General features: G+C 62.9%; 22 protein-coding genes. 5 read left to right on the top strand and 17 right to left on the bottom strand.

Going from position 1 to position 26,104, the window contains the following annotated elements; genetic code table 11:
* Positions 1-5 precede the first annotated feature (5 nt).
* The 11 genes from ACTQ4R_RS06615 to ACTQ4R_RS06565 all read right to left on the bottom strand — a co-directional run bounded on the left by ACTQ4R_RS06615 (position 6) and on the right by ACTQ4R_RS06565 (position 11,687).
* Positions 6-536 carry an ECF transporter S component gene (locus ACTQ4R_RS06615; RefSeq protein ID WP_441627033.1) on the bottom strand — a complete coding sequence of 177 codons (531 nt, stop codon included), beginning with the start codon at positions 534-536 and terminating at the stop codon, positions 6-8.
* A 140-nt stretch (positions 537-676) separates the two neighbouring features.
* Positions 677-1,306, bottom strand: a complete 630-nt coding sequence (locus tag ACTQ4R_RS06610) for a hypothetical protein (protein WP_441627031.1) — start codon at positions 1,304-1,306, stop codon at positions 677-679.
* Between the two features lie 108 nt (positions 1,307-1,414).
* Entirely contained in the window at positions 1,415-3,205 is a 1,791-nt protein-coding gene (gene ftsH, locus ACTQ4R_RS06605) for an ATP-dependent zinc metalloprotease FtsH (RefSeq protein ID WP_441627192.1), read from the bottom strand.
* Positions 3,206-3,286: 81 nt separating this feature from the next.
* Complete coding sequence (locus ACTQ4R_RS06600) at positions 3,287-3,469, bottom strand: hypothetical protein (RefSeq protein ID WP_441627030.1); 183 nt, start codon at positions 3,467-3,469, stop codon at positions 3,287-3,289.
* 48 nt (positions 3,470-3,517) lie between these two features.
* On the bottom strand, positions 3,518-4,072 hold the full coding sequence (gene hpt, locus ACTQ4R_RS06595; RefSeq protein ID WP_441627028.1) for a hypoxanthine phosphoribosyltransferase: 555 nt from the start codon (positions 4,070-4,072) through the stop codon (positions 3,518-3,520).
* Positions 4,069-5,418: a tRNA lysidine(34) synthetase TilS gene (tilS, locus tag ACTQ4R_RS06590; protein WP_441627027.1), complete on the bottom strand. Its 1,350-nt coding sequence runs from the start codon at positions 5,416-5,418 to the stop codon at positions 4,069-4,071. The genes hpt and tilS overlap by 4 nt, the downstream gene beginning before the upstream one ends.
* A complete protein-coding gene (dnaB, locus tag ACTQ4R_RS06585) occupies positions 5,402-6,751 on the bottom strand; it encodes a replicative DNA helicase (RefSeq protein ID WP_441627025.1) in 1,350 nt (449 codons plus the stop codon). Before dnaB ends, tilS begins: the two co-directional genes overlap by 17 nt.
* Before the next feature lie 38 nt (positions 6,752-6,789).
* Entirely contained in the window at positions 6,790-7,239 is a 450-nt protein-coding gene (gene rplI, locus ACTQ4R_RS06580; RefSeq protein ID WP_441627023.1) for a 50S ribosomal protein L9, read from the bottom strand.
* 22 nt (positions 7,240-7,261) lie between these two features.
* Positions 7,262-9,256 carry a DHH family phosphoesterase gene (locus ACTQ4R_RS06575; protein WP_441627021.1) on the bottom strand — a complete coding sequence of 665 codons (1,995 nt, stop codon included), beginning with the start codon at positions 9,254-9,256 and terminating at the stop codon, positions 7,262-7,264.
* A 138-nt stretch (positions 9,257-9,394) separates the two neighbouring features.
* A complete protein-coding gene (locus ACTQ4R_RS06570; protein ID WP_441627019.1) occupies positions 9,395-10,588 on the bottom strand; it encodes an MFS transporter in 1,194 nt (397 codons plus the stop codon).
* A gap of 73 nt (positions 10,589-10,661) precedes the next feature.
* On the bottom strand, positions 10,662-11,687 hold the full coding sequence (locus ACTQ4R_RS06565) for a LacI family DNA-binding transcriptional regulator (RefSeq protein WP_441627017.1): 1,026 nt from the start codon (positions 11,685-11,687) through the stop codon (positions 10,662-10,664).
* A 411-nt stretch (positions 11,688-12,098) separates the two neighbouring features.
* Here ACTQ4R_RS06565 and ACTQ4R_RS06560 point away from each other — a divergent pair, with 411 nt between their 5' ends.
* Positions 12,099-13,757, top strand: coding sequence for a ribonuclease J (locus tag ACTQ4R_RS06560; RefSeq protein ID WP_441627015.1), 1,659 nt, complete (start codon positions 12,099-12,101; stop codon positions 13,755-13,757).
* A gap of 54 nt (positions 13,758-13,811) precedes the next feature.
* Here the strand turns inward: ACTQ4R_RS06560 and ACTQ4R_RS06555 are convergent, their stop codons facing one another.
* On the bottom strand, positions 13,812-14,582 hold the full coding sequence (locus ACTQ4R_RS06555) for a DeoR/GlpR family DNA-binding transcription regulator (RefSeq protein ID WP_441627013.1): 771 nt from the start codon (positions 14,580-14,582) through the stop codon (positions 13,812-13,814).
* A gap of 218 nt (positions 14,583-14,800) precedes the next feature.
* On the opposite strand from ACTQ4R_RS06555, the gene ACTQ4R_RS06550 reads away from it, so the two are divergent.
* Together ACTQ4R_RS06550 and ACTQ4R_RS06545 are read left to right on the top strand one after the other, a co-directional pair.
* Positions 14,801-15,874 (top strand): type II glyceraldehyde-3-phosphate dehydrogenase, encoded by a 1,074-nt coding sequence (locus tag ACTQ4R_RS06550; RefSeq protein WP_441627011.1) that lies wholly within the window; start codon positions 14,801-14,803, stop codon positions 15,872-15,874.
* Positions 15,875-15,884: 10 nt separating this feature from the next.
* The gene (locus tag ACTQ4R_RS06545; protein WP_441627009.1) at positions 15,885-17,129 is read left to right on the top strand and encodes a phosphoglycerate kinase; all 1,245 of its coding nucleotides are present in this window, start codon (positions 15,885-15,887) and stop codon (positions 17,127-17,129) included.
* 58 nt (positions 17,130-17,187) lie between these two features.
* On the opposite strand, the gene ACTQ4R_RS06540 is transcribed toward ACTQ4R_RS06545, so the two are convergent.
* From ACTQ4R_RS06540 to ACTQ4R_RS06525, 4 genes are all read right to left on the bottom strand, one after another.
* Positions 17,188-18,105, bottom strand: a complete 918-nt coding sequence (locus ACTQ4R_RS06540) for a phosphate acyltransferase (RefSeq protein WP_441627007.1) — start codon at positions 18,103-18,105, stop codon at positions 17,188-17,190.
* A gap of 187 nt (positions 18,106-18,292) precedes the next feature.
* Positions 18,293-19,018, bottom strand: a complete 726-nt coding sequence (locus ACTQ4R_RS06535) for a response regulator (RefSeq protein WP_441627006.1) — start codon at positions 19,016-19,018, stop codon at positions 18,293-18,295.
* Complete coding sequence (locus ACTQ4R_RS06530; RefSeq protein WP_441627004.1) at positions 19,011-21,689, bottom strand: DUF4118 domain-containing protein; 2,679 nt, start codon at positions 21,687-21,689, stop codon at positions 19,011-19,013. The genes ACTQ4R_RS06535 and ACTQ4R_RS06530 overlap by 8 nt, the downstream gene beginning before the upstream one ends.
* Positions 21,690-21,758: 69 nt before the next feature.
* Entirely contained in the window at positions 21,759-21,935 is a 177-nt protein-coding gene (locus tag ACTQ4R_RS06525) for a hypothetical protein (protein ID WP_441627002.1), read from the bottom strand.
* Positions 21,936-22,243: 308 nt separating this feature from the next.
* On the opposite strand from ACTQ4R_RS06525, the gene ACTQ4R_RS06520 reads away from it, so the two are divergent.
* A complete protein-coding gene (locus ACTQ4R_RS06520; protein ID WP_441627190.1) occupies positions 22,244-23,590 on the top strand; it encodes a TrkH family potassium uptake protein in 1,347 nt (448 codons plus the stop codon).
* Positions 23,591-23,605: 15 nt separating this feature from the next.
* A complete protein-coding gene (locus tag ACTQ4R_RS06515) occupies positions 23,606-24,253 on the top strand; it encodes a potassium channel family protein (RefSeq protein ID WP_441627000.1) in 648 nt (215 codons plus the stop codon).
* 174 nt (positions 24,254-24,427) lie between these two features.
* Here ACTQ4R_RS06515 and groL read toward each other — a convergent pair whose 3' ends face one another.
* Complete coding sequence (gene groL / locus ACTQ4R_RS06510) at positions 24,428-26,053, bottom strand: chaperonin GroEL (RefSeq protein ID WP_441626998.1); 1,626 nt, start codon at positions 26,051-26,053, stop codon at positions 24,428-24,430.
* Between the last annotated feature and the right edge of the window lie 51 nt (positions 26,054-26,104).

The following is a 26,104-nucleotide window of genomic DNA, read 5'->3' as shown; positions in this document are numbered from 1 at the left end:
GCGTTTCAGCGGTTGGAGAACTTGTCCCAGAAGGCCAGCAGGCCGGCGGGGAAGCACAGCAGCATGGACACCACAGCGCCGAAAGTGGCCTGGAAGATCTGGAAGGGCAGCTTCAGCAGGGAGTACTCCGGTGTTGAGTAGATGAACGCCCGGCCCAGGGAGTAACCCACCACGTTGATAACCACGCCCAGAATAACGCCCACCAGGGCGCCCCGGCTGCGGCGGTCCGCGGACAGCTTATGGGCGCACAGGGAGATGACCACCGCCTGGAGGCCGTGGGTCACCAGAGAGACGAACATGGGAGCGGGATAAAAGAAGAAGTCGCCCAGAAAAGCGCCCACACCGCCCACGATGAACGCGCCCAGGGGGTCCAGCAAAATGGCGGCTGTGCAGATAACGGCGTCATTGAGATACAGGTGGCCGCCGGGAACGGGGATGCTGAAAGAGCTCATGACCACATTCATGGCCATCAGCATGGCGGTGACGGTCAGCCACTTGGTGGGATGCTTTTTACGCAACTGCGTTTGAGAAGACATGTCGGTTTACTCCTTTGTAAATGATGGAGCTATCATACCCCTGCTTTGAATCTATGAAAATCGCCAAATCATGAAAATTTTATAAGGTCAGATGGTGTCAAGAAAGCAGGAGGACCGCCCGGCGGGCGGTCCTCCGTTTCTCATTCTGTCAATTGGAACGTATTCGCGATCAGCGCCAGCCGGGTGCCGAAGCCCTCCGCCGCCTCCGCCGGGTACTCCCAGGAGATGACGTAGACGGTGCCGTCACCGCTCTGCACCGCCATGAAGCTCAAAAAATCTCCGTCCTCATCCATGCCGGTAAGGGGGTCGCCCAGCTCGCCGCCCATCAGGTCCTCGAACACATAGTCCCGGTCCCGTGTGAAGTCCGCCTTGACTTCGGCCAGCGATTCGTTCAGCCTTGCGGGATACCGCCGGACCTCCAGCTCCACCTCGTCGTTGACGGTGCTCTCCCAGCTGTCCTCCAACGTGCCGTCATCCGCATCCTTCTCATGGCGCCATCCCTCCTCGGGGATGTAGAGGGAATAACCCCGGCCGATGAAGAGGGCGGCGATGACCTCCTCGGTCTCTCCCTCCACGCTCATCTCCAGCACGGTCCGCTCCTCCCGGCCCAACTCCTCAGCCGTGGGGTTGCGGTCTCCGCCAGGCGCGGCCTGCTGCTCCGCGGGAGGCTGGCTCTCCACGGCAGGAACATTTTCCGGCGTTGCCTTATTTCCGCCACAGCCGGACAGAAGCAGGGCCAGCAGGGTGCAGCTCAAAATCACTCGTTTCATTGCAGACACCTCCTTTTCTTTTCAGACGCTTTTCCTCCGCCATTTGTTGCATTCTTCCGGAGAAAAACCGCCGTCCGTAGTTTCCCACAGACGGCGGTCCGTATGCACTTATTTCTCAGCCGGTTCTTCGCCGAACACCGCCAGGAAAGCCTCCTGGTCCATGGTCTCGTGTTCCAGCAGATACCGGGCCACGGTCTCCAGGGCGTCGCGCTGCTGCTCCAGAATGGACTGGCAGCGGTTGTACGCCTGGGACACCACGTTTTGGACCTCCTGGTCGATCTGGGCCGCCACGGCCTCGGAGTAGCTGCGGCCCTGGGTCATGGTGCGGCCGATGAACACGTCGTGGCCCTCGTCGAAGGACACGGTGCCGATCTTGTCGCTCATGCCGTAGGAGGCCACCATCTTCCGGGCGATCTGAGTGGCCCGCTGGATGTCGTTGCTGGCGCCGGTGGAAATGTCCCCCAGGCACAGCTTCTCCGCCACCCGGCCGCCCAGCAGCCCCACGATCTGGTCCTCCATGTACCGCTTGGAGAGGTAGGAGCGGTCCTCCTCCGGCAGGGAGATGGTCATGCCGCCCGCCTGGCCCCGGGGCACGATGGTGATCTGGCTCACCGGGTCCTGACCCGGCAGGCTGTGCATCACCACGGCGTGGCCGGCCTCGTGATAGGCGGTCAGCTCCCGCTCGTGCTGGGGGACCACCCGGCTCTTCTTCTCCGGGCCGGCGATGACCTTGATCTCCGCCTTTTCCAGGTCCTCCATGCAGATGTAGGGCCGGTCCTCCCGGGCGGCCAGCAGGGCGCCCTCGTTCACCAGGTTCTCCAGGTCCGCGCCGGTGAACCCCGGCGTGCCCTTGGCCAGCTTCTTCAGGTCCACATCCTCCGCCAGGGGCTTGCCCTTCACATGGACCCGGAGGATCTCCTCCCGGCCCCGGATGTCCGGCAGGCCCACATACACCTGGCGGTCGAAGCGGCCGGGCCGCAGCAGGGCCGGGTCCAGCACGTCCGCCCGGTTGGTGGCGGCCAGCACCACAACGCCCTCGTTGGCGGCAAAGCCGTCCATCTCTACCAGCAGTTGGTTGAGGGTCTGCTCCCGCTCGTCATGGCCGCCGCCAAGGCCCGTGCCCCTCTGGCGGCCCACGGCGTCGATCTCGTCGATGAACACGATGGCGGGGGAGTTTTTCTTGGCCTGCTCGAACAGGTCCCGGACGCGGCTGGCGCCCACGCCCACGTACAGCTCCACAAAGTCGGAGCCGGAGATGGACAAAAAGCCCACGCCGGCCTCGCCGGCCACAGCCTTGGCCAGCAGCGTCTTGCCGGTGCCCGGAGGGCCCACCAGCAGCACGCCCTTGGGGATGCGGGCTCCCAGGGCGATATACTTCTGAGGGTCCTTCAAAAACTCCACGATCTCCCGGAGCTCTTCCTTTTCCTCGTCGGCACCGGCCACATCCTCAAAGGTGACCTTTTTGTCCTTGTCCGTCAAGGTGCGGGTGCGGGCCATGCCGAATTTGGCCATACGGTCGCCGCCCATGCCGCCCTGGGCCCGGGCGAACATCATATACCACATGGCGCCTATCACCACGATCATCAAAAGCCAGGGCAGCAGATACTCCAGCCAGTTGGTGGACTCCGGCGGCGGGTAGTCGTAGTCCTTGATGATACCCTTGGCATACTGCTCCTGGATAAGGGGGTCCAGGTCCTCGTAAAACAGTTCAAAGCTGTACAGCTGATAGCGCACCGTATCGGTGCCGCCCTTGAGCTTCATGGTCAGAACATGCTGCTTGTTGACGCTCAGCTCCTCCACCTTTTCCTGCTGGAACAGCTGGCGGACCTGGGCATAGTCCAGCTTCTCTCCCTGGGTATCCGCCTGCCACAGCCAGCTGAGGCACAGCACGATCACCATGATGAGAAACAAAAAGCTGAAGCCTGACGCTTTATTTTGTCTCGTCACAAATCCATCCTCCTTTGGATGCGGGAAATCGCCTTATTTGGCGGCGTAGACCTCCGGCTTCAGCACGCCGATATACGGCACGTTCCGGTACTGCTGGGCGTAGTCCAGGCCGTAGCCCCCCTTCCCGCCGGACAGGTCCGGCGGGAGCCCTTTTTTGAACGTAAGCGCCCCGAAATGAATCCGGGCCGCTTCGAGGTTTTGCCCCCGGCAAAACACTCGGACGCCTATCGGCGGCGGCCTTCGGCCCGCTGGTGTGCCACGGCCTTATTTGGCAGCGTAGACCTCCGGCTTCAGCACGCCGATATACGGCACGTTCCGGTACTGCTGGGCGTAGTCCAGGCCGTAGCCCACCACGAACTCGTCGGGCACCACGAAGCCGGACAGGTCGGCGGTGATGGCCTTGGCCCGGCGGGAGGGCTTATCCAGCAGCGTCACGATGGTGATGGAGGCGGCGCCCTTCGTCATGAAGTACTCCTTCAAGAAAGCCAGGGTGTTGCCGGAGTCCAGAATATCCTCCACAATGATGAGGTGCCGGCCGGTGATATCCTGCTGGAGGTCATGGGTGATCTGCACCCGACCGGAGGAGGTGGTGGCGTTCTCGTATGAGCTGACGGCGATGAACTCCACATCACTTTTCAGCTGGCAGGCGCGGACCAGGTCCGCCATGAACACGAAGGACCCCTTCAAAACGCTGAGGAACAGGGGCTTCTTGCCCTGGAAGCGGTCATACAGCTCCCGGCCCATTTCGGCGATGCGGGCTTTCAGCTCCTCCTCCGTCACCAGGACCTTCAGAATATCTTGCTCCATCTCACTTCTCATGATGATTCTCCTCTGTCTTTTTTATAAAATTTCACAAACACCGTCTGTCCGCCGGGGCAGGGTGCAAAATCCGGTTGAACGCCAAACACCGGGTCGGCGGCGTGGGCCTCCCCCACCCGCAGCACCGGAAGCGCGTCCCGCGCCTCCGGGGTCAGTCCCCGCTCCGCGCACAGGCGCTTAAAGCTCCTTGGTCCTCGGCTGCCGGGCAGACGCAGCCAGTCGCCGGGACGCCAGGGCGTCACGGTCATGGCCGCGCCCTCCGGCAGTCCCACCGGCAGCGCGCCGGGGGAGGCATGATCGGAAATCATGACGGCCGTCCCGCCGAACTCCACGGTGCCGCCCACCGCGATGGGCGCAGCGTCGGGCCGGGCAGGCCGCCGGGTGATCTCCAGGGTGTATTTCTTCCGCCGCGCCGTCATGCCGTAAGGCAGGGAGACCTCCAGGTCCGTCCGGCGTCCCCGGGCCAGGTCCAGCACCGCCAGCACATGGGCGGCCGTTAGGTCCTTCCGGTGTCCGGCGGTCCGGGCCAGCAGCTGCAGCACCGCCCGCTCCGCCACCGCCTGGGGCACATCCGTTAGCATCAGGCAGGGCACGCAAACGCCGTCCGGCAGCACCTTGACCTGGTCCATCAAGCCCCTTGCCATGGATTCCAGGGCGTCGCTCTCCTCCCGCAAAATGGCGGAGGTCCGGGCAATATTTTCCACGTACTTCGGATTGATCTGCCGCAGCACCGGCATCACAGAGCTCCGCAGAGCGTTCCGGGCCGCGGCGTCGGGGTCCTCGTTGGTGGCGTCCTCCACATGGGGCACGCCGTGGGCGGCGGCGTAATCCGCCAGCTCCGCCCGGGGAATGCGCAGGAAGGGGCGGCAGATATTCCCCCGCACCTGGGGGATGCCCGACAGTCCCGCCGACCCGGTCCCCCGGACCAGGTTCAGCAGCACGGTCTCCGCGTTGTCATCGGCGTGGTGGGCGGTGAAGATGGCGTCAAAGCCGCCGTCCGCCGCCGTCTTGGTCAAAAAATCGTACCGGAGCCGCCGGGCGGCCTCCTCCACGGAAAGCCCCTCCCGCTCCGCCAGGGCGCGGGTGTCGCCGCTTCCGGAAAGAAAGGGTATTCCGCGGGCGGCGCAGTGATCCCGGACGAACTGTTCGTCCCGGTCCGCCTCCGCGCCCCGCAGCCGGTGGTTGAAATGGGCGGCGGTGACGGAAAACTCCCTTTGGCGGCACAGGAAATCCAATAGGCACATGGAGTCCAATCCGCCGGACACGGCGCACAGCACCTTGCCCCCCTGGGGAAAGCGCCTGCGCAGAAAGGCCCCGGCGGCGGCCAGCTCATTCATCGTCCCCATAGCGGTTATCCAGCGTGGCGAAGGTGGTGTACTCCGGCATCCACCGCAGCTCCACCTTGCCGGTCTCGCCGTGGCGGTTCTTGGCTACGATGCACTCGGCGATGTTATGCTTTTCCGAATCCTCATTATAATAGTCGTCCCGGTACAAGAACAGAACGATGTCCGCGTCCTGCTCGATGGCGCCGGATTCCCGGAGGTCCGAGAGCATGGGCCGCTTGTCGTCCCGCTTTTCGTTGGCGCGGCTGAGCTGACTCAGGCAGATGACAGGGATGTTCAGTTCCTTGGCCATGATCTTCAGCATACGGGACATGTCGCTGACCACCTGCTGGCGGCTCTCTCCGCCGCTCTTGCCGCCGGCGGAGGTCATCAGCTGCAGGTAGTCGATGACCACCAATCCCAGGTTATCCAGGCGGCGGCACTTGGCGTTCATGTCCGCCACGGACAGCATGGGGTTGTCATCGATGCGGATGTCCACCTTGTTCAAGATGGTGGCGGCGCCGGCGATCTTCTCCCAGTCGGTCTCCCGGAGGGAGCCGGTCTTGAGGCGGTTATTCTCCACGCAGGCCTCGGAGGACAACAGGCGCATGGCCAGCTGCTCCCGGGACATTTCCAGGGAGAACACAGCCACGGTCTTTTGGGTGCTCTTGGCCACGTTCAAGGCGATGTTCAGCGCGAAGGAGGTCTTGCCCATGCCGGGGCGGGCGGCCAGCAGAATGAGGTCGGACTTGTTGAGGCCCGTGATCTTCTGATCCACGGCGGAAAGGCCCGTGGAAAGGCCCGGCAGGTGGTTTTCGCTCTCGCTCATCTCGCTGAGGCGGTCCAACACCTCCGGCAGCACCTGGCGCAGGGGCACCATGTCCTGGGCGCTCTGGCCCCGGCGGACGGCGTACACCTTCTGCTCCGCCATCTCCAGGATGTCCGCGGCCTCGCCCACGCCCTCCTGGACCATGGCGGTGATCTCCGCCGCCGCCTGGGCAACGCCCCGCAGCAGCGCCTTGTCCCGGACGATGGCCACGTACTCCATGACGTTTGCGCTGGTGGGGGTGATCTCCATCAGCTGGGCAAGGTAGGAACGGGTGGTGTTTTCGTCGTAGGTGCCGGCCTTCTGCATCTCCTCGCAGACGGTGATGCCGTCGATGGGCCGGGCGTAGGTGAACATGGAGTAGATGGTCTCAAAGATCTCCCGGTTCTGCCGCAGGTAAAAATCCGCCGGGCGCAGCTTGTCCATCACGTCCTTGACGCATTCGGAATCGATGAGCATGGAGCCCAGCACCGCCTGCTCTCCCTCCAGGGAGTGGGGCATCTGCCGCAGCAGCAGGTCTTCATTTGCCATGAGCGTTCACCTCCGGGAAGTTTGAAAAATCAAAGGGTTTACTTCTCCTCGAATACGGACACGTACACGGTGCCCACGACCTCAAAGCCCAGCTTGGCCTTCACCTGGTAGCTGCCAAAGGCCTTGATGGGCTCGTCCAGCACCAGCTTCTGCTTGGGGATGTCGATGCCGAACTGGGCCTTCAGGCCCTCGGAAATTTCCTTGGTGGTAACGGCGCCGAACAGCCGTCCGCCGTTGCCGGCCTTGGCGGTGAGCTTCACCTGGCACTCCTTCAGCTTTTCGGCGGTGGCTTCGGCCTCGGCCTTCTGACGGGCCTCCTCGGCCTTGCGGGCCTTCTCCTTGAGGTTCATGGTGTTGATGGCGTCGGCGGTGGCGGCGATGGCCAGCTTCCGGGGCAGGAGGAAATTGCGGGCATAGCCCTCGGACACCTCCACCATCTGGCCCTTCTTGCCCTGGCCCTTCACATCCTGCTGTAAAATGACTTTCATGGTTGATTTCTCCTTTTTCTCATTATTTTTCCAAATAGTCGTCGATGGCCTGGCACAACTGCTCCCGCACGGTCAGCGGATCGCCGTTTTCCACGCGGCCGCCGGCGGTGGTGGAATTGCCGCCGCCGCCCAGGGCCTCCAGGATCACCTGGACATTCATCTCGCCCAGAGAGCGGGCGGACATCTGCACATCTTCCCCGTTGCGGAACAGCACGAAGGACGCCTTCACGCCCTTGAGGCCCAGCAGCTCATCCGCCGCCTGGGCGGCCGCCACCCGGTCCACGCCGTCCTGGGGAATGACGGCGATGGCGAAGCAGTCCCGGTACATCTCCGCCCGGCGGATGATGTCGTACCGGGAGACCATCTCGCTGAGGTTGTTCTGGAACAGGCGCTGGACGTCGGTGGTATCCGCGCCGCCCCGCCGCAGGAAAGCCGCCGCCTCGAAGGTACGGCCGCCGGTGCGGAGGGTGAAGTGCTTCGTATCCAGCACGATGCCGGCCAGCAGGGATTCCGCCTCCTCCCGCAGGAGGTCCGCCGGCTCCACCAGGTACTGCAAAAGCTCCGTCACCAGCTCCGAGGCGGAGGAGGCGTAGGGCTCGTGGAAGCTGAAGGCGGCGTTTTCAATGTAGCTGGCGGCCCGGCGGTGGTGGTCGATGACGGCCACCCGGTTGCAGGACTCCAGCAACTGCTGGTTTTCCACCAGGTCGGGGCGGTTGGTGTCCACCACGATCAACAGGGCGCCGGGCTGCATCTTCAAAAAGGCCTCGCCGCCGGAGATGAACACGTTCTCATACTCCGGCAGGGCTTTGAGCTTCTGCAGCAGGGACTGGGCGGCGTTGTGCTCCTCATCAATGACGATCTGGGCCCGCTTGCCCCGCTTCCGGGCCACGCAGCAAAGGCCCGCCGCGGCGCCCACGGCGTCCATGTCCGCGAAGCTGTGGCCCATGATGTAGATCTCCGTGGCGTCCGCCACCAGCTCGCTGAGGGCGTTTGCCATGACCCGGGACTTCACCTTTGTCCGCTTCTCCGTGGTCTTGGCCCGGCCGCCGTAGAACTCGAAGTCCACCTTGTTGCGGACCACCGCCTGGTCGCCGCCCCGGCTCAAGGCCATCTCCACGGAGAGGTTGGCGTTTTTGTACAGCTCCGCCATGGTGTCCGCGTCCTTACCCACGCCGATGGACAGCGTGGGGTGGACGCCCTCGCCCACCTTGATGTCCCGGATGGCGTCCAGCACGGAGAACCGCTCCGCCGCGAAGTGCTCGTAGTGCTGCTCCTCAAAAATGAACAGGTAGTGGTCCCGCTCCGTTTTCAGCAGGGGGCCGCCGGCCCAGGAGGCCCAGCTGTTGAGCTTTTCGTCGATCTGGGCCAGCACGGCGCTGCGCTGGGTGTCGGCGCAGGCCTTCATCAGATCGTCATAGTTGTCCACCATGATGATCGCCACCACTGGGCGGGTAGCGGTATACTTTTCCCGCAGGTCGTCAGCCTCGGTGGTGTCCACCCAATAGGTCGTCGCCACCAGGTTCTGCTCCCCGCTGCGGCCCTTGGCCCGGACCAGGCTGCCGTACACCCGGAAGCGGCGGCTGTTCATGACCACCCGGCCGGGGCACTCCTGCTTGCCCTCCAGCAGCCACTGGACGGGAAAATCCGGCACGGCATCGTCCACCCGCATTTCAAAGAGGTGCTCCCGCACGCCGGCCAGCTGGAGGAAGTTTTCGTTGCTCCAGATGACCTCGCCGGTATCCGGCCGGAACACCATGATGGGCAGCGGGGAGTTGATGAGGGTGGATTTGCTGGCGGTATCCACGCTGCCGGTGAGGTTGTCGATGTACTGGAGGACGCCCTGCCGCCGCTTTTTATTGGACTTGGTAAAGTAGACATACAGTCCCAGCGTGGCGCAGCCCTCCGTCAGGGCCAGCAGGGGGCTCACCGTGGCCGTGGCGGCGCAGAAGGCGGCCATGCACAGAAAATACAGCTGCAGATTGGGTTCCAGCAGGCGGGAGAGTTTTTTATTGCTCATTCCAAAGTCTCCTTTATCCGGCTTTTCCGGTGCGCATACTGATAGATTTTAATAGTATAGCATTTTTCTAAAATGCACGCAATGGAAAATCCAGAAAAAGCGGTGCCCGCCTGGCACCGCTTTTCAAAGGACCTGTGTTTACCGCCGCCGGCAGGAGCGCAGCAGCAAGAGGTTCAGTCCCAGCGCCGCCAGGGCCATGACAGCCCCCGGGAAGCCCAACCGCTCCATTCCCACTGCCGCCTGCAGCTCGCTGCTGGCAAAGGAGCCCACGGCGATGCCGATGTTGCCGGCCACCGACAGCGTGGAGGCGCAGAGGTTCATGGCGTAGGGATGCTCCCGCTCCGCCAGGGCCAGGGCGTGGACCTGGACCGGGGTGCTGATGGCGTACATCAAAAGGCACATGGCGAACACGGCGGCAAGGCCCGCCCAGCGGCTGCCAAACAGGAGCGGCATGGCGGCAAACAAGACCGCCTGCAGCGCCAGCACCGCCGGCGTTTTGGTGACGCCGCCCCGCTCTCCCAGCCAGCCCGCCAGGAGGTTGCTGGTCATGCAGCAAAGGCCCACCGCCATCAAAAGCGGGCTGACGGCGGCCTCCCCCACCCCCAGGACCTCCGTCAGAATGGGGGTCAAGTACGTGTAGACCATGTAGGTGGCGGCATAGCAGCCCACCGTCATCAGCACGCACAGGGAATAGCGCGGGTCCCGCAGCACCGTGAACTGCCGCAAAAAACCGCTGCCGCCGGCGCAGGCGCCGCTGCGGGGCAATGTCCGAAACAGCACCGGCACCAGCAGCGCCCCCGCCGCCAGAATGACGGCGAAGGCCGCCCGCCACCCCAGCAGGGCGCAGATGGTTTTGTTGAGGGGATTGCCCACCACCGTCGCCAAGGACATGCCCGCGTAGACCATGGACACCGCCCTGGCGGTGTGCTCCGGCGGCGCCACCTCTCCCACGAACAGCAGCCCCACCGCCGTCAGCGTGCCGGTGAGCACCGCCGCCAACGCCCGGGAGGCGTACAGCACCCACAGGTTCGGCGCCAGCATGCTCAAGAGGTTGGCCGCCAGAAACAAGGCCATCAGCGCCGTCAGCAGCCGGAACCGGGGCAAGCGGCCCGTGGCGGCGGTGACGATGGGCGTGCCGATGGCGTAGCCGGCGGCAAACACCCCCACCAGCTTGCCGGCGGCGCCCAGCGACACATTCAGTCCCCGGGCAATGTCCGGCAGGATGGCCACCACCACATATTCACAGGACCCCAGCACAAAGCCCAGGGCCATCAGCGTCAGCACCGGAGCCGTAAAAAAGCGGCCGGAGGCGGCGGTTTGTTCTTTCATCATGATCCCTTCCTTTTCTGTGTACGCACACAGGTATAGCCCGGAAGATGGGGGACGTGGTCCCCCAAGGCCGGTATCACACGGTCTCCGCGTTCAAAATCGGGCTGGCCGGATAGTAAAACTCCCGCTCCGGCAGCTTGTGCTCCAGCACCGCCTGGAACAGCACGGACAGTGCCTGGTAGCTCTGGTAGGTTAGGTTCTGGTCGATGCTGAAATCCACCTGTCCCGTCTGTAAAAAGGCGCGGATCTCCGGGCCGCCGTCGTGGGCCAGGACCCGGACCTGTCCCTCCTTCCCCGCCCGGCGGATGGCCACCACGCAGGCGGGCACGCTGAGGTTGGCCATGTACACCAGCTTCAGCCCCGGCTCCTCCTCCAGTGCCCGGGTCACCGCCGCCAGGGTCAGGTCATAGTCGTTGCGGGTGATGGCCACCCGGAAATCGCCGCCGGAAAAGCCCAGCTCCTCCAGACGCTCCATAAAGCCGTCCACCCGGGCCTTGTGGCTGACGTACTCCGGGCCGGCGTAGACCAGCAGCATCCTGTCGCCGGGGCGGCAGAACTTGGAGGCAATCTCACCGGCGATGCGTCCGGCCCGGTGGGCGTCCTCCCCCACGTAGCACAGCCGCCGTGCCCCGGTGATGTCGGAGTTGAAGGTCACCACGGGGATGTGGCGCTCTCCCAGCTCCTGGAGCTTTTTCCGCACCGCCTCGGTGTCGGACGCGCACAGGGCAATACCGTCCACCCCCTCCGCCGCCAGCCGGTCCAGGATGGCGAGGCAGGCCTCCGTATCCCCCTGGGGATACTCCTCGATGGCAATGTTCAGGTTATAGTCCCGGCGCTCCTCCCGAAAGCGGTAGATGCCCAGGGAGATGGCCCGGCCCACATATCCCTCCCAGGGAGGCTGCACCACGGCGAAGCGGCGGGTGGTGCCGCTGGTGGCCAGGGCGCTGGCCATGTGGTTGGGCCGGTAGTCCAGCTCCTCCATCACCTTCAGCACCCGCTCCTTTACCTCCGCCTTCACGTACGGGCGGTCATGGAGCACCCGGTCCACCGTGCCAATGGATACGCCGGCCTTTTCAGCGATCATTTTGATGGTTGCACGCATAGTGCCCCTCCTTTCTGTTAACGTGCACATAATAGCACATCCGCCGTGGATGTCAAGCCGCTTTTTCACAGTTTCCGTCGGAAGTTTTTCATGGAAAGAAAAATGTATACAAATCCGTTTTTCTGTGCTATACTATATTGACATTCGCGTTGAGGAGCCGCTGCTTCTCCGCATTTTCCTGTATTTCACCGGGCAGGACCGCGCTTCCCGTCCCGGTCAAATAGATCACAATCTCACAGGAGACAGCCTTGATGACGTCACCATCCCCCTTCCGGCGAAACGGGGCCGGACAGGGACTGGGCGCCTTGCTTTGCCGCGCCTTTTTTCGGCGCGCGGGCGCTTGTCATTCCAGCCGCTGCCTGTGAGAAACACTACATATCTTTTGTATAACAAAAAGGAGTATCTCAATCTATGGCAGAAAAACTGAAGATCATCCCTCTGGGCGGTCTGAATGAGATCGGCAAGAACATGACCGCCTATGAGTACGGCGGAGAGATCATCGTGGTGGACTGCGGCATGGCCTTCCCCGGGGACGACATGTACGGCATCGACCTCATCATCCCCGACGTCACCTATCTCATCAAAAACCGCGCCCGCATCCGCGGCCTGTTCATCACCCACGGCCATGAGGACCACGTGGGCGCCATCCCCTACGTGCTCAAGCAGGTGAACATGCCCATTTACTGCACCCGCTTCACCGCCGGACTCATCAAGCTGAAGCTGGAGGAGCACGGCCTGGTGAAAAGCACGAAGCTCATCACCGTGGAGCCCGGCAAAACCGTCCGGGCGGGCAAGTTCACCGTGGAGTTCATCCACGTGAACCACTCCATCGCCGACTCCGTGGCCTTCGCCATCCACACGAAGATGGGCGCCGTGGTCCACACCGGCGACTTCAAGATCGACTCCACCCCCATCGACGGGGAGGTCATCGACCTGGCCCGCTTCGGCGAGCTGGGCAAGGAGGGGGTCCTCTGCCTGTGCGCCGACTCCACCAACGTGGAGCGCCCCGGCTTCACCCCCTCGGAAAAGACGGTGGGCGCCACCTTCACCCGCCAGTTCCAGAACTGTGACGAGCGCATCATCGTCACCACCTTCGCCTCCAATGTCCACCGCATCCAGCAGGTGCTGGACGCCGCCGCCCAGTGCGGGCGGAAGGTGGCCGTCACCGGCCGGTCCATGGAGAACATGATGAAGGTCTCCACGGAGCTGGGCTACATGAAGGTGCCCAAGAACACCCTGGTGGACATCAACAAGATCAAGGGCCTGCCCAAGAACAAGCAGGTCATCGTCACCACCGGCTCCCAGGGCGAGGAGATGAGCGCCCTGTACCGCATGGCCTTCTCCACCCACAAGCAGGTGGAGCTGGGCGCCGGCGACAAGGTCATCATCTCCGCCTCCGCCATCCCCGGCAACGAGGTGACGGTGAGCCGGGTCATCAACGAGCTGTTCCGCAAGGGCGTGAAGGTCATTTACGACCGGGCGGACATCCTGCATGTGTCCGGCCACGCCTGCCAGGAGGAGCTGAAGATCATTCACGCCTTGACGAAGCCCCGTTTCTTCGTGCCCCTCCACGGCGAGCAGCGGATGCTGCAGATCCACAGCCAGCTGGCCCAGCAGATGGGCATGGACCGCAACCACATCGCCATCGCCGACAACGGCTCCGTCATTGAGCTGACCGCCAAGACCCTAAAGGTGAACGGCACCGTCCCCAGCGGCGAGGTGTACGTGGACGGCTCCGGCGTGGGCGACGTGGGCGCCGTGGTCATGCGGGACCGCAAGCGCCTGGCCGAGGACGGCATGGTGGTGGTGGTGATGCCCGTTTCCAGCCACGACGGCGCCATCCTCTGCGAGCCGGAGATCATCACCCGGGGCTTCATCTACGTGAAGGAGTCCGGAGACTTGATGAAGGAGCTCCAGGGCGTGGCCATGGACGCCGCCAAATCCGTGTCCCGCAAGCGCAGCCGGGACGACGGCGAGCTGAAGGGCGCCGTGAAGTCCGCCATCAGCAGCTACCTGTTCAAGACCACCAAGCGCAGCCCCATGGTCATTCCCGTTGTGACCCGGCTGTAAAAAGCGTATCAAAAAAAGAGTCCCCGTCCTTTGGACGGGGACTCTTTTTTTGATTCACTCGCCATCCTCGCCGCACAGCAGGCGGATGTGGCATGCCCGGATAGCATCCAAATAGGGCTGGGAGGGCAGACGGTCCGTCACCACGGCGGACAGGTCCTCGAATTTGAAAAAGGAGATGGTGGAGGCGTTGTCGAACTTGCTGTGGTCCGCCAGCAGCACCACATGGTCCCGGCCCCGCCGGACCACCCGCTGCTTGATCTCCGCCTCGAAATAGGTGGTGTTGGTGAGCCCCCGCTCCAGCGACACGCCGGTGGCGGCGATAAACACCGTGTCCACGCTGATGCGGTCCAGCGCGTCCAGGGTGGAGATGCCCACGTAGGAGCTGGTGGGCGGGCTGTACAGTCCCCCCAGGGCGATGACCTTTAAATTGGGATACTTGGCGGCCTCGTACATGGCGGAAAGGCTGTGGGTGACGATGGTGACATCCTTCCGTCCCGTGAGGTAGGGCAGCATGGTCAGCACCGTGGAGCCGGAATCCAGAAAAATGGTCTGCCGGTCTTCCACCAGTGTCGCCGCCAAACGGCCGATCTTCCGCTTTTCCTCCAGGTTTTTCCCGGCCCGAACCGCCATGGGCAAGATCCCCGGCGCCTCCTGGACAGCTACGCCGCCGTAGGTCTTTCGGATGCGGCCACGCTTCAAAAGGGCGGACACGTCCCGCCGGACGGTGTTCATGGAGATGTGGAACTCCTCCGCCAGCTCCTCTAAAGACGCCGTTCCGTTCCGCAGAACGTACTGCTCCATTTCATTGACCCGATCCAGTCTCATCAAAGCCGCCTTCCTTCCCGTTTTTTCGTGGATTGCTAATATTATAACAATGTTTTAGGTAGGTTTTCAATGTCTTTTGAGAATTTTTTTAAATTTTTTCTCAAAAAGGACTTGCAAAAAGAAAACCAATAGTTTATCATCACATCATCAGAAAGTTACCAATAATTTTACCATAATTAAACTAACACTTTATAATTTATGGAGAGGAAGCGTTTGACATGAGAAAGATTCGCGTAGGTGTGGCGGGCTACGGCACCATCGGCCAGCGGCTGGCGGACGGCGTGGCCATGCAGGAGGACATGGAGCTGGTGGGCGTGGCCGACCTGGCGCCCACCCTGGCGGTGCGGGCCCTGTACGAAAAGGGCATGCCCTACGACCTGTACCTGGTGGACGGCGCCAACAGCGACGCCCTGGACCAGCTGGGCATCCCGGTGTCCGGCACCTTCCAGGACCTGCTGGGCAAGGTGGACATCATGCTGGACTCCTCCCCCGGCGGCGTGGGCGCCAAGAACAAGGTCCTGTACGAAAAGGCCGGCGTGAAGGCCATTTTCCAGGGCGGCGAGAAAAACTCCGTGGCTGACGTGTTCTTCCACGGCTACGCCAACTACGAAAAGGGCATCGGCCAGCAGTACCTGAAGCTGACCTCCTGCAACACCACCGGCCTCATCCGCTCCGTGGACTGCCTGGACCGGGCCTACGGCGTGGAGAAGGCCGCCATCACCATCATCCGCCGGGTGGCGGACCCCGGCGACTATCACCGGGGCCTCACCAACGCCCTGCAGATGGAAAAAGCCCCCACCCACCAGGCGGTGGACCTCATGACCATCATGCCCCACATCTCCGCCACCGGCATCCTGGTCCACACCCCCGTCACCCACGGCCACATCATCACCGTGGTGGTCAGCGGCAAGCGGAAGATCACCCGGGAGATGGCCCTGGAAGCCTTTGAAAAGCACCCCCGCATCCGCGTGGTCAGCATCGACGACGGCTTCGCCGGCAACAGCTCCTTCTTCAAGTACGGCCGGGACCTGGGCCGTCCCCGGGGCGACCTGTACGAGATCGGCCTGTGGGCCGACAGCATTGTAGAAAGCGGTGACGACCTCATGTACGCCATCCACATCCCCCAGGAAAGCGTCACCATTCCCGAGACCATCGACGGCATCCGTGCCGCCTGCTCCATGCAGCTGACCCGGGAGGAGGGCACCGCCATGACCAACAAGTACCTGCACATTGGCCAGTTCAAGGGCCTGTTCCAGCCCAAGGCGCCTGTGTCCGCCCGGAAAGTGGGCTGAGGAGGCGGCCATGAAGTACGGTATCCGCACTCTGGACGACGTGGACGTGGCCGGCAAGACGGTTTTGTGCCGCGTCGACATCAACCAGCCGGTGGACAAAGCCTCCGGCACCCTGCGCTCCACCGCCCGCATCCGGGCCTGCGTCCCCACGGTGCGGGAGCTGGCGGACCGGGGCGCCCGGCTGGTGCTGCTGGCCCACCAGGGCAGCGACATCGAATACCAGAACTACTATTCCCTGGCGCCCCACGCCAAGGTCCTGGAAGCGCTGCTGGGCCGGGAGGTCCGCTTCCTCCCCGACGTATGCGGCCCCGCTGCCCAGGCGGCCATCCGGTCCCTGGAGCCCGGCCAGATCCTGCTGCTGGACAACGTGCGGTTTCTGGCGGAGGAGCAGACCCTCTTTGAGCTGAACCTGCGTCTGACCCACCCCCAGCAGGCCCAGACGCTGCTGGTGCGGACGCTGGCACCTCTTGCGGACCTGTACATCTGCGACGCCTTCGCCGCCGCCCACCGGGACCAGCCCTCCCTGTGCGGCTTCGAGCAGGTGCTGCCCTCCGCCATGGGCCGCCTGTTTGAGCGGGAGTACTGTGTGGTCTCCGACCTGATGGCCGCCCCCAGCCATCCCTGCACGTTTATCCTGGGCGGCGCCAAGGTCTCCGACGCCTTTTTGATGCTGCGCGCCGTTTTGGAAAACGGCGCCGCGGACCGCGTGCTCACCGGCGGCCTGGTGGCGAACATCATGCTGGCGTCCGCCGGCAAGGAGATCGGCAGCGGCAGCATGGACTTTATCGAAGCCTCCGGCTACGCCGGCTTTATCGGGACCGCTCGGGAGCTGTACAGCCAGTACCAAAGCCGCATCGTCCTGCCGGCGGACGCGGCCTACACCGTGGACGGCCGCCGGCAGGAAGCTCCGGTGGACGCCATCCCCGCCGGCGCCGCCCTCACGGACGTGGGCAGCCACACGGCGGTCCTTTACCAGGACTTGATCCGCGGTTCCGCCACCGTATTCGCCAACGGGCCCATGGGCGTTTTTGAACAGCCGGAAACGGAGCTGGGCACCCGGGCCGTGTGGAACGCCCTGGGAGACACGAAGGCCTTCACCGTCATCGGCGGCGGAGACAGCATCACTGCCGCCGCCAAATACGGCGTCACCGACAAGCTGGACTATGTCTGCACCGGCGGCGGCGCCCTCATCCGCTTTCTCTCCGGCGAGGAGCTGCCGGTGGTGCGGGCCCTGCGTCACGGCTCCACCCTGTGACCGCCGCCCCCTCTTCATAAAAAAGCACCCGGAGCGAAAGCTCCGGGTGCTCGCTTTTTCAGCGGTCGGACTGCAGGTCCAGGGCGGCGCAGAAGGCCAGGGACAGGAACGCCACTTCCTTGTCGTCGCTGCGGGAGGTCAGGGCCACCGGCACCTTGGCGCCGATGACCACGCCGCAGGTCTTGGCGTGGGCGTGCATCTGCCAGCACTTGACGATGAGGTTGCCGGCCATCAGGTTGGGGGCCACGATGCCGTCAAATTCGCCGCAGAGGGGATTGTCATAGCCCTTCAGTCGGGCGGCCTCCTTGGACAAGATCAGATCGTAGGCGATGGGGCCCACCAGGTTGCAGTCGGCGATGGGGTTCTCCGCGTGCTCCATCACCAGGCGCTGGGCCTCCACGGTGTCCTTCATGTGGAAGCTGACGTTTTCCACCATGGACAGCAGAGCAATGTTGGGCTTTTCATAGCCCACGGACTCCAGCATCTCCACCATGTCCCGGATGATCTGCTTTTTCTGCTGCAGGTTGGGCTCGATGGTGACGGTCACGTCGCCGATGGCGATGAGCTTGGGATACTCCGGCATGCTCACCAGGTCGATATGAGTCAAGCGCTTGTCCGTGCGCAGGCCGTTATTCTCGTCCAGCAGACGCATGAGGAAGCTGCGGGTCTGGGTGTTGCCGCGCATGAGCACGTCGCCCTCGCCCCGGTTGATAATATCGATGGCGGCCTGGACCACATTGTTGCCGGGCTGCGTCGCCACCAGGCGGTAGGGCTTGTCCTTTAGGCCCAGCCGCTCCAGCATGGGCTCCACCTTGGTGGGCTCGCCCACCAGGATCAAGGAGGCAAAGCCGGCGTCCTGGGCCTCAAAGGCGCCCAGCAGGATATTTTCCGAATCCGCTCCGGCAATGACCACCCGCTCCTTGCGGAAGGACTGCTTGGCGCGTTCCACGATCTGGTCAAAGTTATTCAGTGCCATCTCCACATTCTCCTTCATCATCATATAATATTGTGCAAAATGCAGCGGGGAGAATCGACACATTCCCCCATTTTTCGGGGTGATTTTACCATTTTGCCGGATGGCTTACAAGGGCCGCCGGAAATTTTCGTTGGAACATACAACTTTTTTCAAAAAAGCACAGCATTATTACAAGAGGGTCCGGCACTTACGGCTCGCTGTCTTTATTGCACTGGATCATGCGGTAGCCCACGCCGATATGAGTCTGGATGTACTGGGGGTGGCTCTGGTCCACCTCCAGCTTTTTCCGCAGCGTCGCCATAAAGACCCGCAGGGAGGGCAGCTCCGCCGATATGTTCTCCGAGGAAGCGCCCCAGATCTCGCTGATGATATAGTTATGGGTGAGCACCTTGCCGGCGTTTTTGGCCAGCAGGCACAAAAGCTTATACTCGATGGGGGTCAGATGGAGCTCCTGGCCGTCCCGGTAAGCGCAGCCGGCGGCATAGTCGATGACCAGGCCTCCGTTTTGATACCGGGCCGCCTCGCCGCTGGCCTTCTGGCTGTCGTAGCGCACCCGGCGCAGCGCCACCCGCAGCCGGGCCAGCAGCTCGTCCACGGAGAAGGGCTTCGTCAGATAGTCGTCCGCCCCGGCGTCCAGAGCGGTCACCTTGTCCCGGTCGTCAGACCGGGCGGACACCACGATAATGGGCATGTTGCTCCAGGAGCGGACCTTTTTGATGATCTCGATGCCGTCAATGTCGGGCAGGCCCAGGTCCAGCAGCATCACATCCGGCCGGTAGGACAGGGCGTCCAGCACCGCCTGCTGACCGTTTTTGGCCCGGTGGAACTGGTAGTTCTGCGTCTCCAGCGTGGTGGCAATGAGATTTCCGACAGCGGTGTCATCCTCCACAAAGAGGATCTGCGGTTTATTCATAGGGTCTTACCTCCGATGCCCGCAGGGTGAAGCGGAAAACAGTCCCCTGGGGGTGATTGTCAATGGCCGCAATGGTGCCGCCGTGGGCGGTCACGATGGACTTGCACAGGGCAAGACCCAGTCCCAGGCCCCGCCGCCCGTCGCCCCGCTCGTTTCCGGCGGTGTAGAACATGTCAAACAGCCTTTCCTTTGCCTCGTCCGGGATGCCCGGTCCATCGTCGGCGACCTCCACGGCAACCATCCGGCCGTCCCGCTTTGCGGACAGGGTGATGCGGGACCCCTCCGGTGTGTATTTGACGGCGTTGTTGACGATGTTGATGACCACCTGCACCACAAGGCGGGCGTCCATGTCGGCCATCAGCATGTCGTCGGGCAGCTTTGTTTCGATGTGGTGGCGGCAGGCGTTCCGGTCCAGGTGGGACAGCGCCTCGGCGAAAATATCTTCCAGCAGCTCCGGCTCAATGTTCATGTGGATGCGGTTATCCTCGATCTTGGTGATGGACAGCAGGTTCTCCACCAGGTTGATCAGCCACATGGCGTCGTCGTAGATGGCGGTAAACAGGCTCTGGCGCTTTTCCGGCTCCAGCTGGTCGGCATTTTCCATTAGGATGTTGGCGTTGCCGGAAATGCTGGTGAGGGGCGTGCGCAGGTCGTGGGAGATGGCCCGCAGCAGATTGGCCCGCAGGGCCTCCTGGTCCGCCTGGGCCTCCGCCCTCTGCTTTTCCCGCATGGTGCGTTCCTTTTCCAGCGCAAGGCCGCACTCATCCAGCAGGGCCACCATCAGGTTCTTCTCAAAGGACAGCAGCGGCTGGTTCCCGGCGGCGGCGATGCCCACCACCGCCAGGGCGCCGCCGGTTCCGCGGATGGAGAGGTACAGGCACTTGGCCCCCGGCAGGGTGTTGGTGGTGGCGCCGGCGTGCTTGTTGTTTTTCATGACCCATTCCGCTACCGCCTCCTCATCGGGCGTCAGCAGAGCGGACAGGTCCGCCTCCTCGGCAAAGGGGAAGCACATGGCCGGCAGGAGCCCCCCCTGGCCGTCCGCCTGGTAGACCACCAGGTCCCGCTCCAGCAGGTGTCCCAGCTGCTGGGCCGCGATGGTCAAAATAGACTCCGCCCCCTCGGCAGTCTGCAGCTTGTGGCTGGTCTCCAGCAGGATGGCGGTACGGTACGCCTTATCGGCGTTCATCTTCGCCTGGGTCTTGATCCGGGTGGTCAGAGAGCTGCTGAGCAGCGCCACCAGGAACATGATGCCGAAGGTGGCGATATAGCTGGGGTCGCTACGCAGGGTGAAGTAGGGCGCGGTGAAGAAGAAGTTGAAGATCAGCACCGACAGCACCGACGAGAGCAGGCTGTAGCTGCGGCCCGTGGTGACCATGGAGATGACCAGCACGCCCAGCAGGTACAGCATGATGATATTGGTGTCCGAAATGCCCAGGAATGAGAAAAAATAACCGCCCAGGGTGCACAGGGTCAAAACTCCCAGAGTCTTTAGGATGTCCAGGGCGGAGAGGTGCTCCTGGGTGTTTTTCCGGCTGAGGGCGTGGGGCGACGTCTGATTGCCCCGCTGGTCCGGGATGATATAAATGTCCAGGTCGGGGGCGAGTTCGTTCAGCCGGTCCACCAGGTTTTTGGTGTGGTGGACTCCGCTCCGGCGCGGACTGCGGCCCAGAACGATCTTGGAGATGCCGCTGATGCGGGCGTATTCCGCGATCTGTACCGCCGGGTCGTCGCCGTAGGTGGTGGTGATCCTGGCGCCCAGCTCCTCCGCCAGCCGCACATTGGCGCTGATGCGGGTCCGGTCCGCCTCGGACATGGCGGCAAAATCCGGCGTCTCCACAAACAGCGCCGTAAAGGCACCGTGAAAGGCCTTCGCCATACGGGCGGCGGTGCGGATGACCTTGGCGTTGGAGGGGGAGGCGGACAGGCAGATCAGAATGTGTTCGCCGGCCTTCGGCTTTTCATTTCCCTCCAGCCAGGGGGTCGTGTCCAGGCGGTCCGCCGTGCGCCGCAGGGCGATCTCCCGGAGGAAGGCCAAATTCTGGTCGGTAAAGAAATTCCCCATGGCCTGCCGGGGACGGCCGGCCCTTCCCTCCCGCAGGCGCTCCAGCAGGTCCGCGGGCTCCAGGTCCACCAGCTCTACCTGGTCCGCGGAGTCAAACACGCTGTCGGGGATCCGCTCGGCCACGGACACGCCGGTGATGGCGGCCACCTTGTCGTTTAAGCTCTCCAGATGCTGGACGTTGACGGTGGTATAAACATTGATGCCCGCCCGCAGCAGCTCCTGCACATCCTGGTAGCGCTTGACATGCCGGCAGCCCTCGGCGTTGGTATGGGCCAGCTCGTCCACCAAAATCAGCTGGGGATGCCGCGCCAGCGCCGCGTCCAGGTCAAATTCCTTCTGTTCCGTCCCTTTACACAGGACAGACATTGCCGGCAGCTGCTCCAATCCCTGCAGCAGCGTCTGGGTCTCTGGCCGGGTGTGGGGCTCGATATACCCCGCCACCACGTCCACGCCGGCGGCCTTCGCGCGCCGCGCCGCCTCCAGCATGGCGTAAGTTTTGCCAACACCGGCGGCGTAACCGAAAAAGATCTTCAGCTGGCCTCCCGGCACTTCTTCCGCCTGCCATAGGCTGTGGGGGGAGCCGGGGCCCGGGCGGTGATCATCCTGCATGAGCGTTCCTCCTCTCGCAGTGGTCCTCACCGTTGATTATAGCCGCTGGCCATCCATGCTGCAACGGTTTTACTCACCCGGGATGTCCGCTGTGATGCTCTCCGCCTCTCCGGAGGTCTGCTCTTCCTCCTCGTCCCAGTAGGGGCGGATGCCGCCCTGATCCAGAAATTTTCCCAGACGTCCCATGACGAAAAAGCCCATCACGGCAATACAGGCAAATCCTCCGGCCAGAATCAAAGCCTCCACACAGACCCCTCCCCATCACCGCGGCAAACGCGGCTGTGTTCTCTACTTTTATTATAAACGCAAACATCTATGGGTGAGATTTACATTTTCCGCAGGAGATTAAGATTGCATTAATACTGCCTGCCGCCTTCGGGCGCGGCAGCCCGGACCGCGCCGCTTCTTAATGTAATTTTAATGCCGTGTAAAGAACCCTAATAAAGTCCTCATTTCCCCCATGCTATAATACAATTAACCTTTATATGTTCTTACACTTGTCACACAGGGGAGGCAGCTCCGGCGTGTTCAAAGAAAAGCTCCGTGGGGCCTTCATGCCCTTTTGGAAAAGCGAGCGGGTATCACCCGCCCGTGTCATCATTTTCGGCTTCCTTCTTCTGATCCTGCTGGGAACGGCGGCGCTGATGCTCCCCTTCTCCACAAGGGGACAGGGCGGGGCGTCTTTTTTTGACGCGCTGTTTACCGCCACCTCCGCCACCTGCGTCACTGGCCTGGTGGTCCACGACACGGCCAGCTACTGGTCCGGGTTCGGGCAGCTGGTCATTTTGTTTTTGATCCAGGTGGGCGGCATGGGCGTTGTCACCATGGCCGTGGCCATCTCCATCTTTTCCGGAAAGCGGATCGGTTTGAAGCAGCGCTGGGTCATGCAGGAGTCCATCTCCGCTCCCCAAGTGGGCGGCATCGTCCGCATGACGGGCTTTATTTTAAAGGCCGCCTTTATCATGGAGGGTGTGGGAGCCGTCCTTCTGGCCCTTCGTTTCTGTCCCCGGATGGGACTGTGGCGCGGGCTCTGGTACGCCGTTTTCCACGCGGTCTCCGCCTTCTGCAATGCCGGCTTTGACCTAATGGGCCGGGACGTCCCCTTTTCCTCCCTAACAGGCTATGTGGGGGACCCCGCCGTCAATGTGGTGGTCATTCTTCTGATCGTCATCGGAGGCCTGGGCTTTCTCACCTGGCAGGACGCTGCCGTCCACCGCCTGCGCTGCAAGGAATACCGGCTGCAGAGCAAGCTCATTTTAGTCACCACCGCCGCCCTGCTGCTGTTTGGCTTTTTCTTCTTTTTGCTCTATGAGTTCCGCCTCCCCCAGTGGGTGAGCCTGTCCAGCGGGGAAAAACTCCTGGCCGCCCTCTTCCAGTCCGTCACGCCCAGGACCGCCGGCTTCAACACCGTGGACCTGGCCCGGATGTCCGAGGCCGGCCAGCTTGTGACCATTTTGCTGATGCTCACCGGCGGCTCCCCCGGCTCCACCGCCGGCGGCTTCAAAACCACCACCCTCGCCGTCCTGCTGTTAAGCGCCGCGGCGGTTTTCCGGCGGCGGCGCAGCGCCCAGTGCTTCGGGCGGCGGGTCCAGGACTCCGCCCTCCAAAGCGCCTGCGCCATCTTCCTTTTGTACATCCTGCTGTTCCTCACGGGCGGTATTTTGATCTGCTGCATCGACGCCGTCCCGCTGATGGACGCTTTGTTCGAGGCGGCCTCCGCCATCGGCACGGTGGGCCTGTCTCTCGGCGGCAGCGCGCGTTTTTCCGCCGCCTCCAGAATGATCTTGATTTTTCTCATGTACTTCGGCCGCGTAGGCGGGCTGACCATGATCTATGCCTTCACGGCCGGAAACGGCACATCCGCGTCTCAATTCCCGCAAGAGCCGGTAACGGTGGGATAAGAAAGGAGCCTACATATGAAATCTGTGCTTTTGATCGGTCTGGGCCGTTTTGGGCGGCACATGGCTGAAAAGCTGCGGGAGCTGCGTCACGAGGTCCTGGCAGTGGACCGGGATGAGCAGCGGGTCAACGACATCCTGCCCCTGGTAACCAACGCCCAGATCGGCGACAGCACCAACGAGCAGTTCATCGCGTCTCTGGGCGTCCGCAATTTTGACCTGTGCGTGGTGGCGATCGGCGACGATTTTCAAAGCTCCCTGGAGACCACCGCGCTGCTGAAGGAGCACGGGGCCCCCTTCGTGCTGGCCCGGGCGGCCCGGGACGTACACGCCAAGTTCCTGCTGCGCAACGGCGCTGACGACGTCATCTACCCGGAAAAGCAAATGGCATCCTGGGCGGCGGTGCGGTACAGTGCCGACCACATTTTCGACTACATTGAGCTGACGGAGGACCACTCCATTTTCGAAACCGCCGTACCCGCCTCCTGGGTGGGAAAGACCATCGTGGCACTGGCGGTCCGTCAAAAGTACCACATCAACGTGCTGGCCACCAAGCGCAACGGCAAGCTGGAGCCGCTGCCGGGCCCCGCCCATTGCTTCACGGCGGATGAGACCATCTTCATTCTGGGCAGCAACCGGGACGCCCAGCGGTTTTTGAGCCTGTAAGGCCGCTGCTTCCGCCTGCCGCCCCGGGCGCGGGAAAATCATGCCGCACTTGCAGCAACAAGCACCCTCCGCCACCTTGCAAGGCCGGAGAGTGCTTGTTGTTTTGCCTTTGTCAAGACAAGATGAAAAAGCCGCAGGCCTTTCGGCCTGCGGCTTTGTGTTGTGTTTTGCCGATCAATACATGCCGCCCATATCGGGAGCGGGAGCTGCGGGAGCGGGGGGCTCGGGCTTGTCGGCCACCAGGGACTCGGTGGTCAGGACCATGGAGGAGACGGAAGCGGCGTTCTCCAGCGCGGAGCGGGTCACCTTGGCGGGATCGATGATGCCGCAGGCCACCATGTCGCAGTACTCTTCCTTATAGGCGTCGAAGCCGTAGCCGTTCTTGCCGGAGGAGCGGACCTTCTCCAGAATGACGGAGCCGTCCAGGCCGGCGTTGGCCGCGATCTGACGGATGGGGGCCTCCAGGGCCTTGGCGATGATCTGGACGCCAGTCTTCTCATCGCCCTCCACAGTGGATAGCAGAGCCTCCACGGCGGGGATGATGTTGACAAAGATGGTGCCGCCGCCGGCGACCACGCCTTCCTCAACAGCGGCGCGGGTGGCGTTCAGAGCGTCCTCGATGCGCAGCTTCTTTTCCTTCATCTCGGTCTCAGTGGCAGCGCCCACCTTGATGACAGCCACGCCGCCGGCCAGCTTGGCCAGGCGCTCCTGGAGCTTCTCCTTGTCGTACTCGCTGGTGGTGTTGGCGATCTGGGCGCGGATCTGGGCCACCCGGTCCTGAATGGCCTGGGAGTCACCGGCGCCGTCCACAATGGTGGTGTTCTCCTTGGTGACCTTCACCTGGCGGGCGCGGCCCAGCATGGAGATGTCGGCGCTCTTCAGCTCCAGGCCGACTTCCTCGCTGATGACGGTGCCGCCGGTCAAGGTGGCGATATCCTGCAGCATCTCCTTGCGGCGGTCACCGAAGCCGGGAGCCTTCACGCAGACCACGTTCAGCGTGCCCCGCAGGCGGTTGACGATTAAGGTGTTCAGGGCCTCGCCTTCCACATCCTCAGCCACGATGACCAGCTTCTTGCCGGACTGGACCAGCTGCTCCAGGATGGGCAGGATGTCGGCGATGACAGAGATCTTCTTATCGGTGATGAGGATATAGGCATCGTCAATGACAGCCTCCATCTTCTCCATATCGGTGGCCATGTAGGGGGTGATATAGCCGCGGTCAAACTGCATGCCCTCCACGACCTCGCTGTAAGTCTCAGCGGTCTTGGACTCCTCGATGGTGATCACGCCGTCGGAGGAGACCTTCTCCATGGCGTCGGCGATCAGCTTGCCGATCTCCTCGTCGCCGCTGGACACGGCGCCGACACGGGCGATGTCCTTGGAGCCGTCCACGGTCTTGGCCTGCTTCTTGACCTCGGCCACAGCGGCCTCCACGGCCTTGGCCATGCCCTTGCGGACCACGATGGGGTTGGCGCCGGCAGCCAGGTTCTTCAGGCCCTCGTGGATCATGGCCTGGGCCAGCAGGGTGGCGGTGGTGGTGCCGTCGCCGGCAACGTCGTTGGTCTTGGTGGAAACTTCCTTCACCAGCTGGGCGCCCATGTTCTCAAAGGGGTCCTCCAGCTCCACTTCCTTGGCGATGGTCACGCCGTCGTTGGTGATGAGGGGAGCGCCGTACTTCTTGTCCAGGACCACGTTGCGGCCCTTGGGGCCCAGGGTGACCTTGACGGTATCGGCCAGAGTGTTGACGCCGGCTTCCAGGGCCTTACGGGCCTCGTCGCCGCGCTTGATGAGCTTAGACATGATAAACTACCTCCAAAATAAAGATGATTCGCAAACGCGAAATAGTTTAAG

This window comes from Dysosmobacter sp. Sow4_B12 (assembly GCF_052116665.1).
In the GTDB taxonomy this organism is placed as follows: domain Bacteria; phylum Bacillota; class Clostridia; order Oscillospirales; family Oscillospiraceae; genus Oscillibacter.
This window is presented reverse-complemented; position numbering and strand designations above follow the sequence as displayed.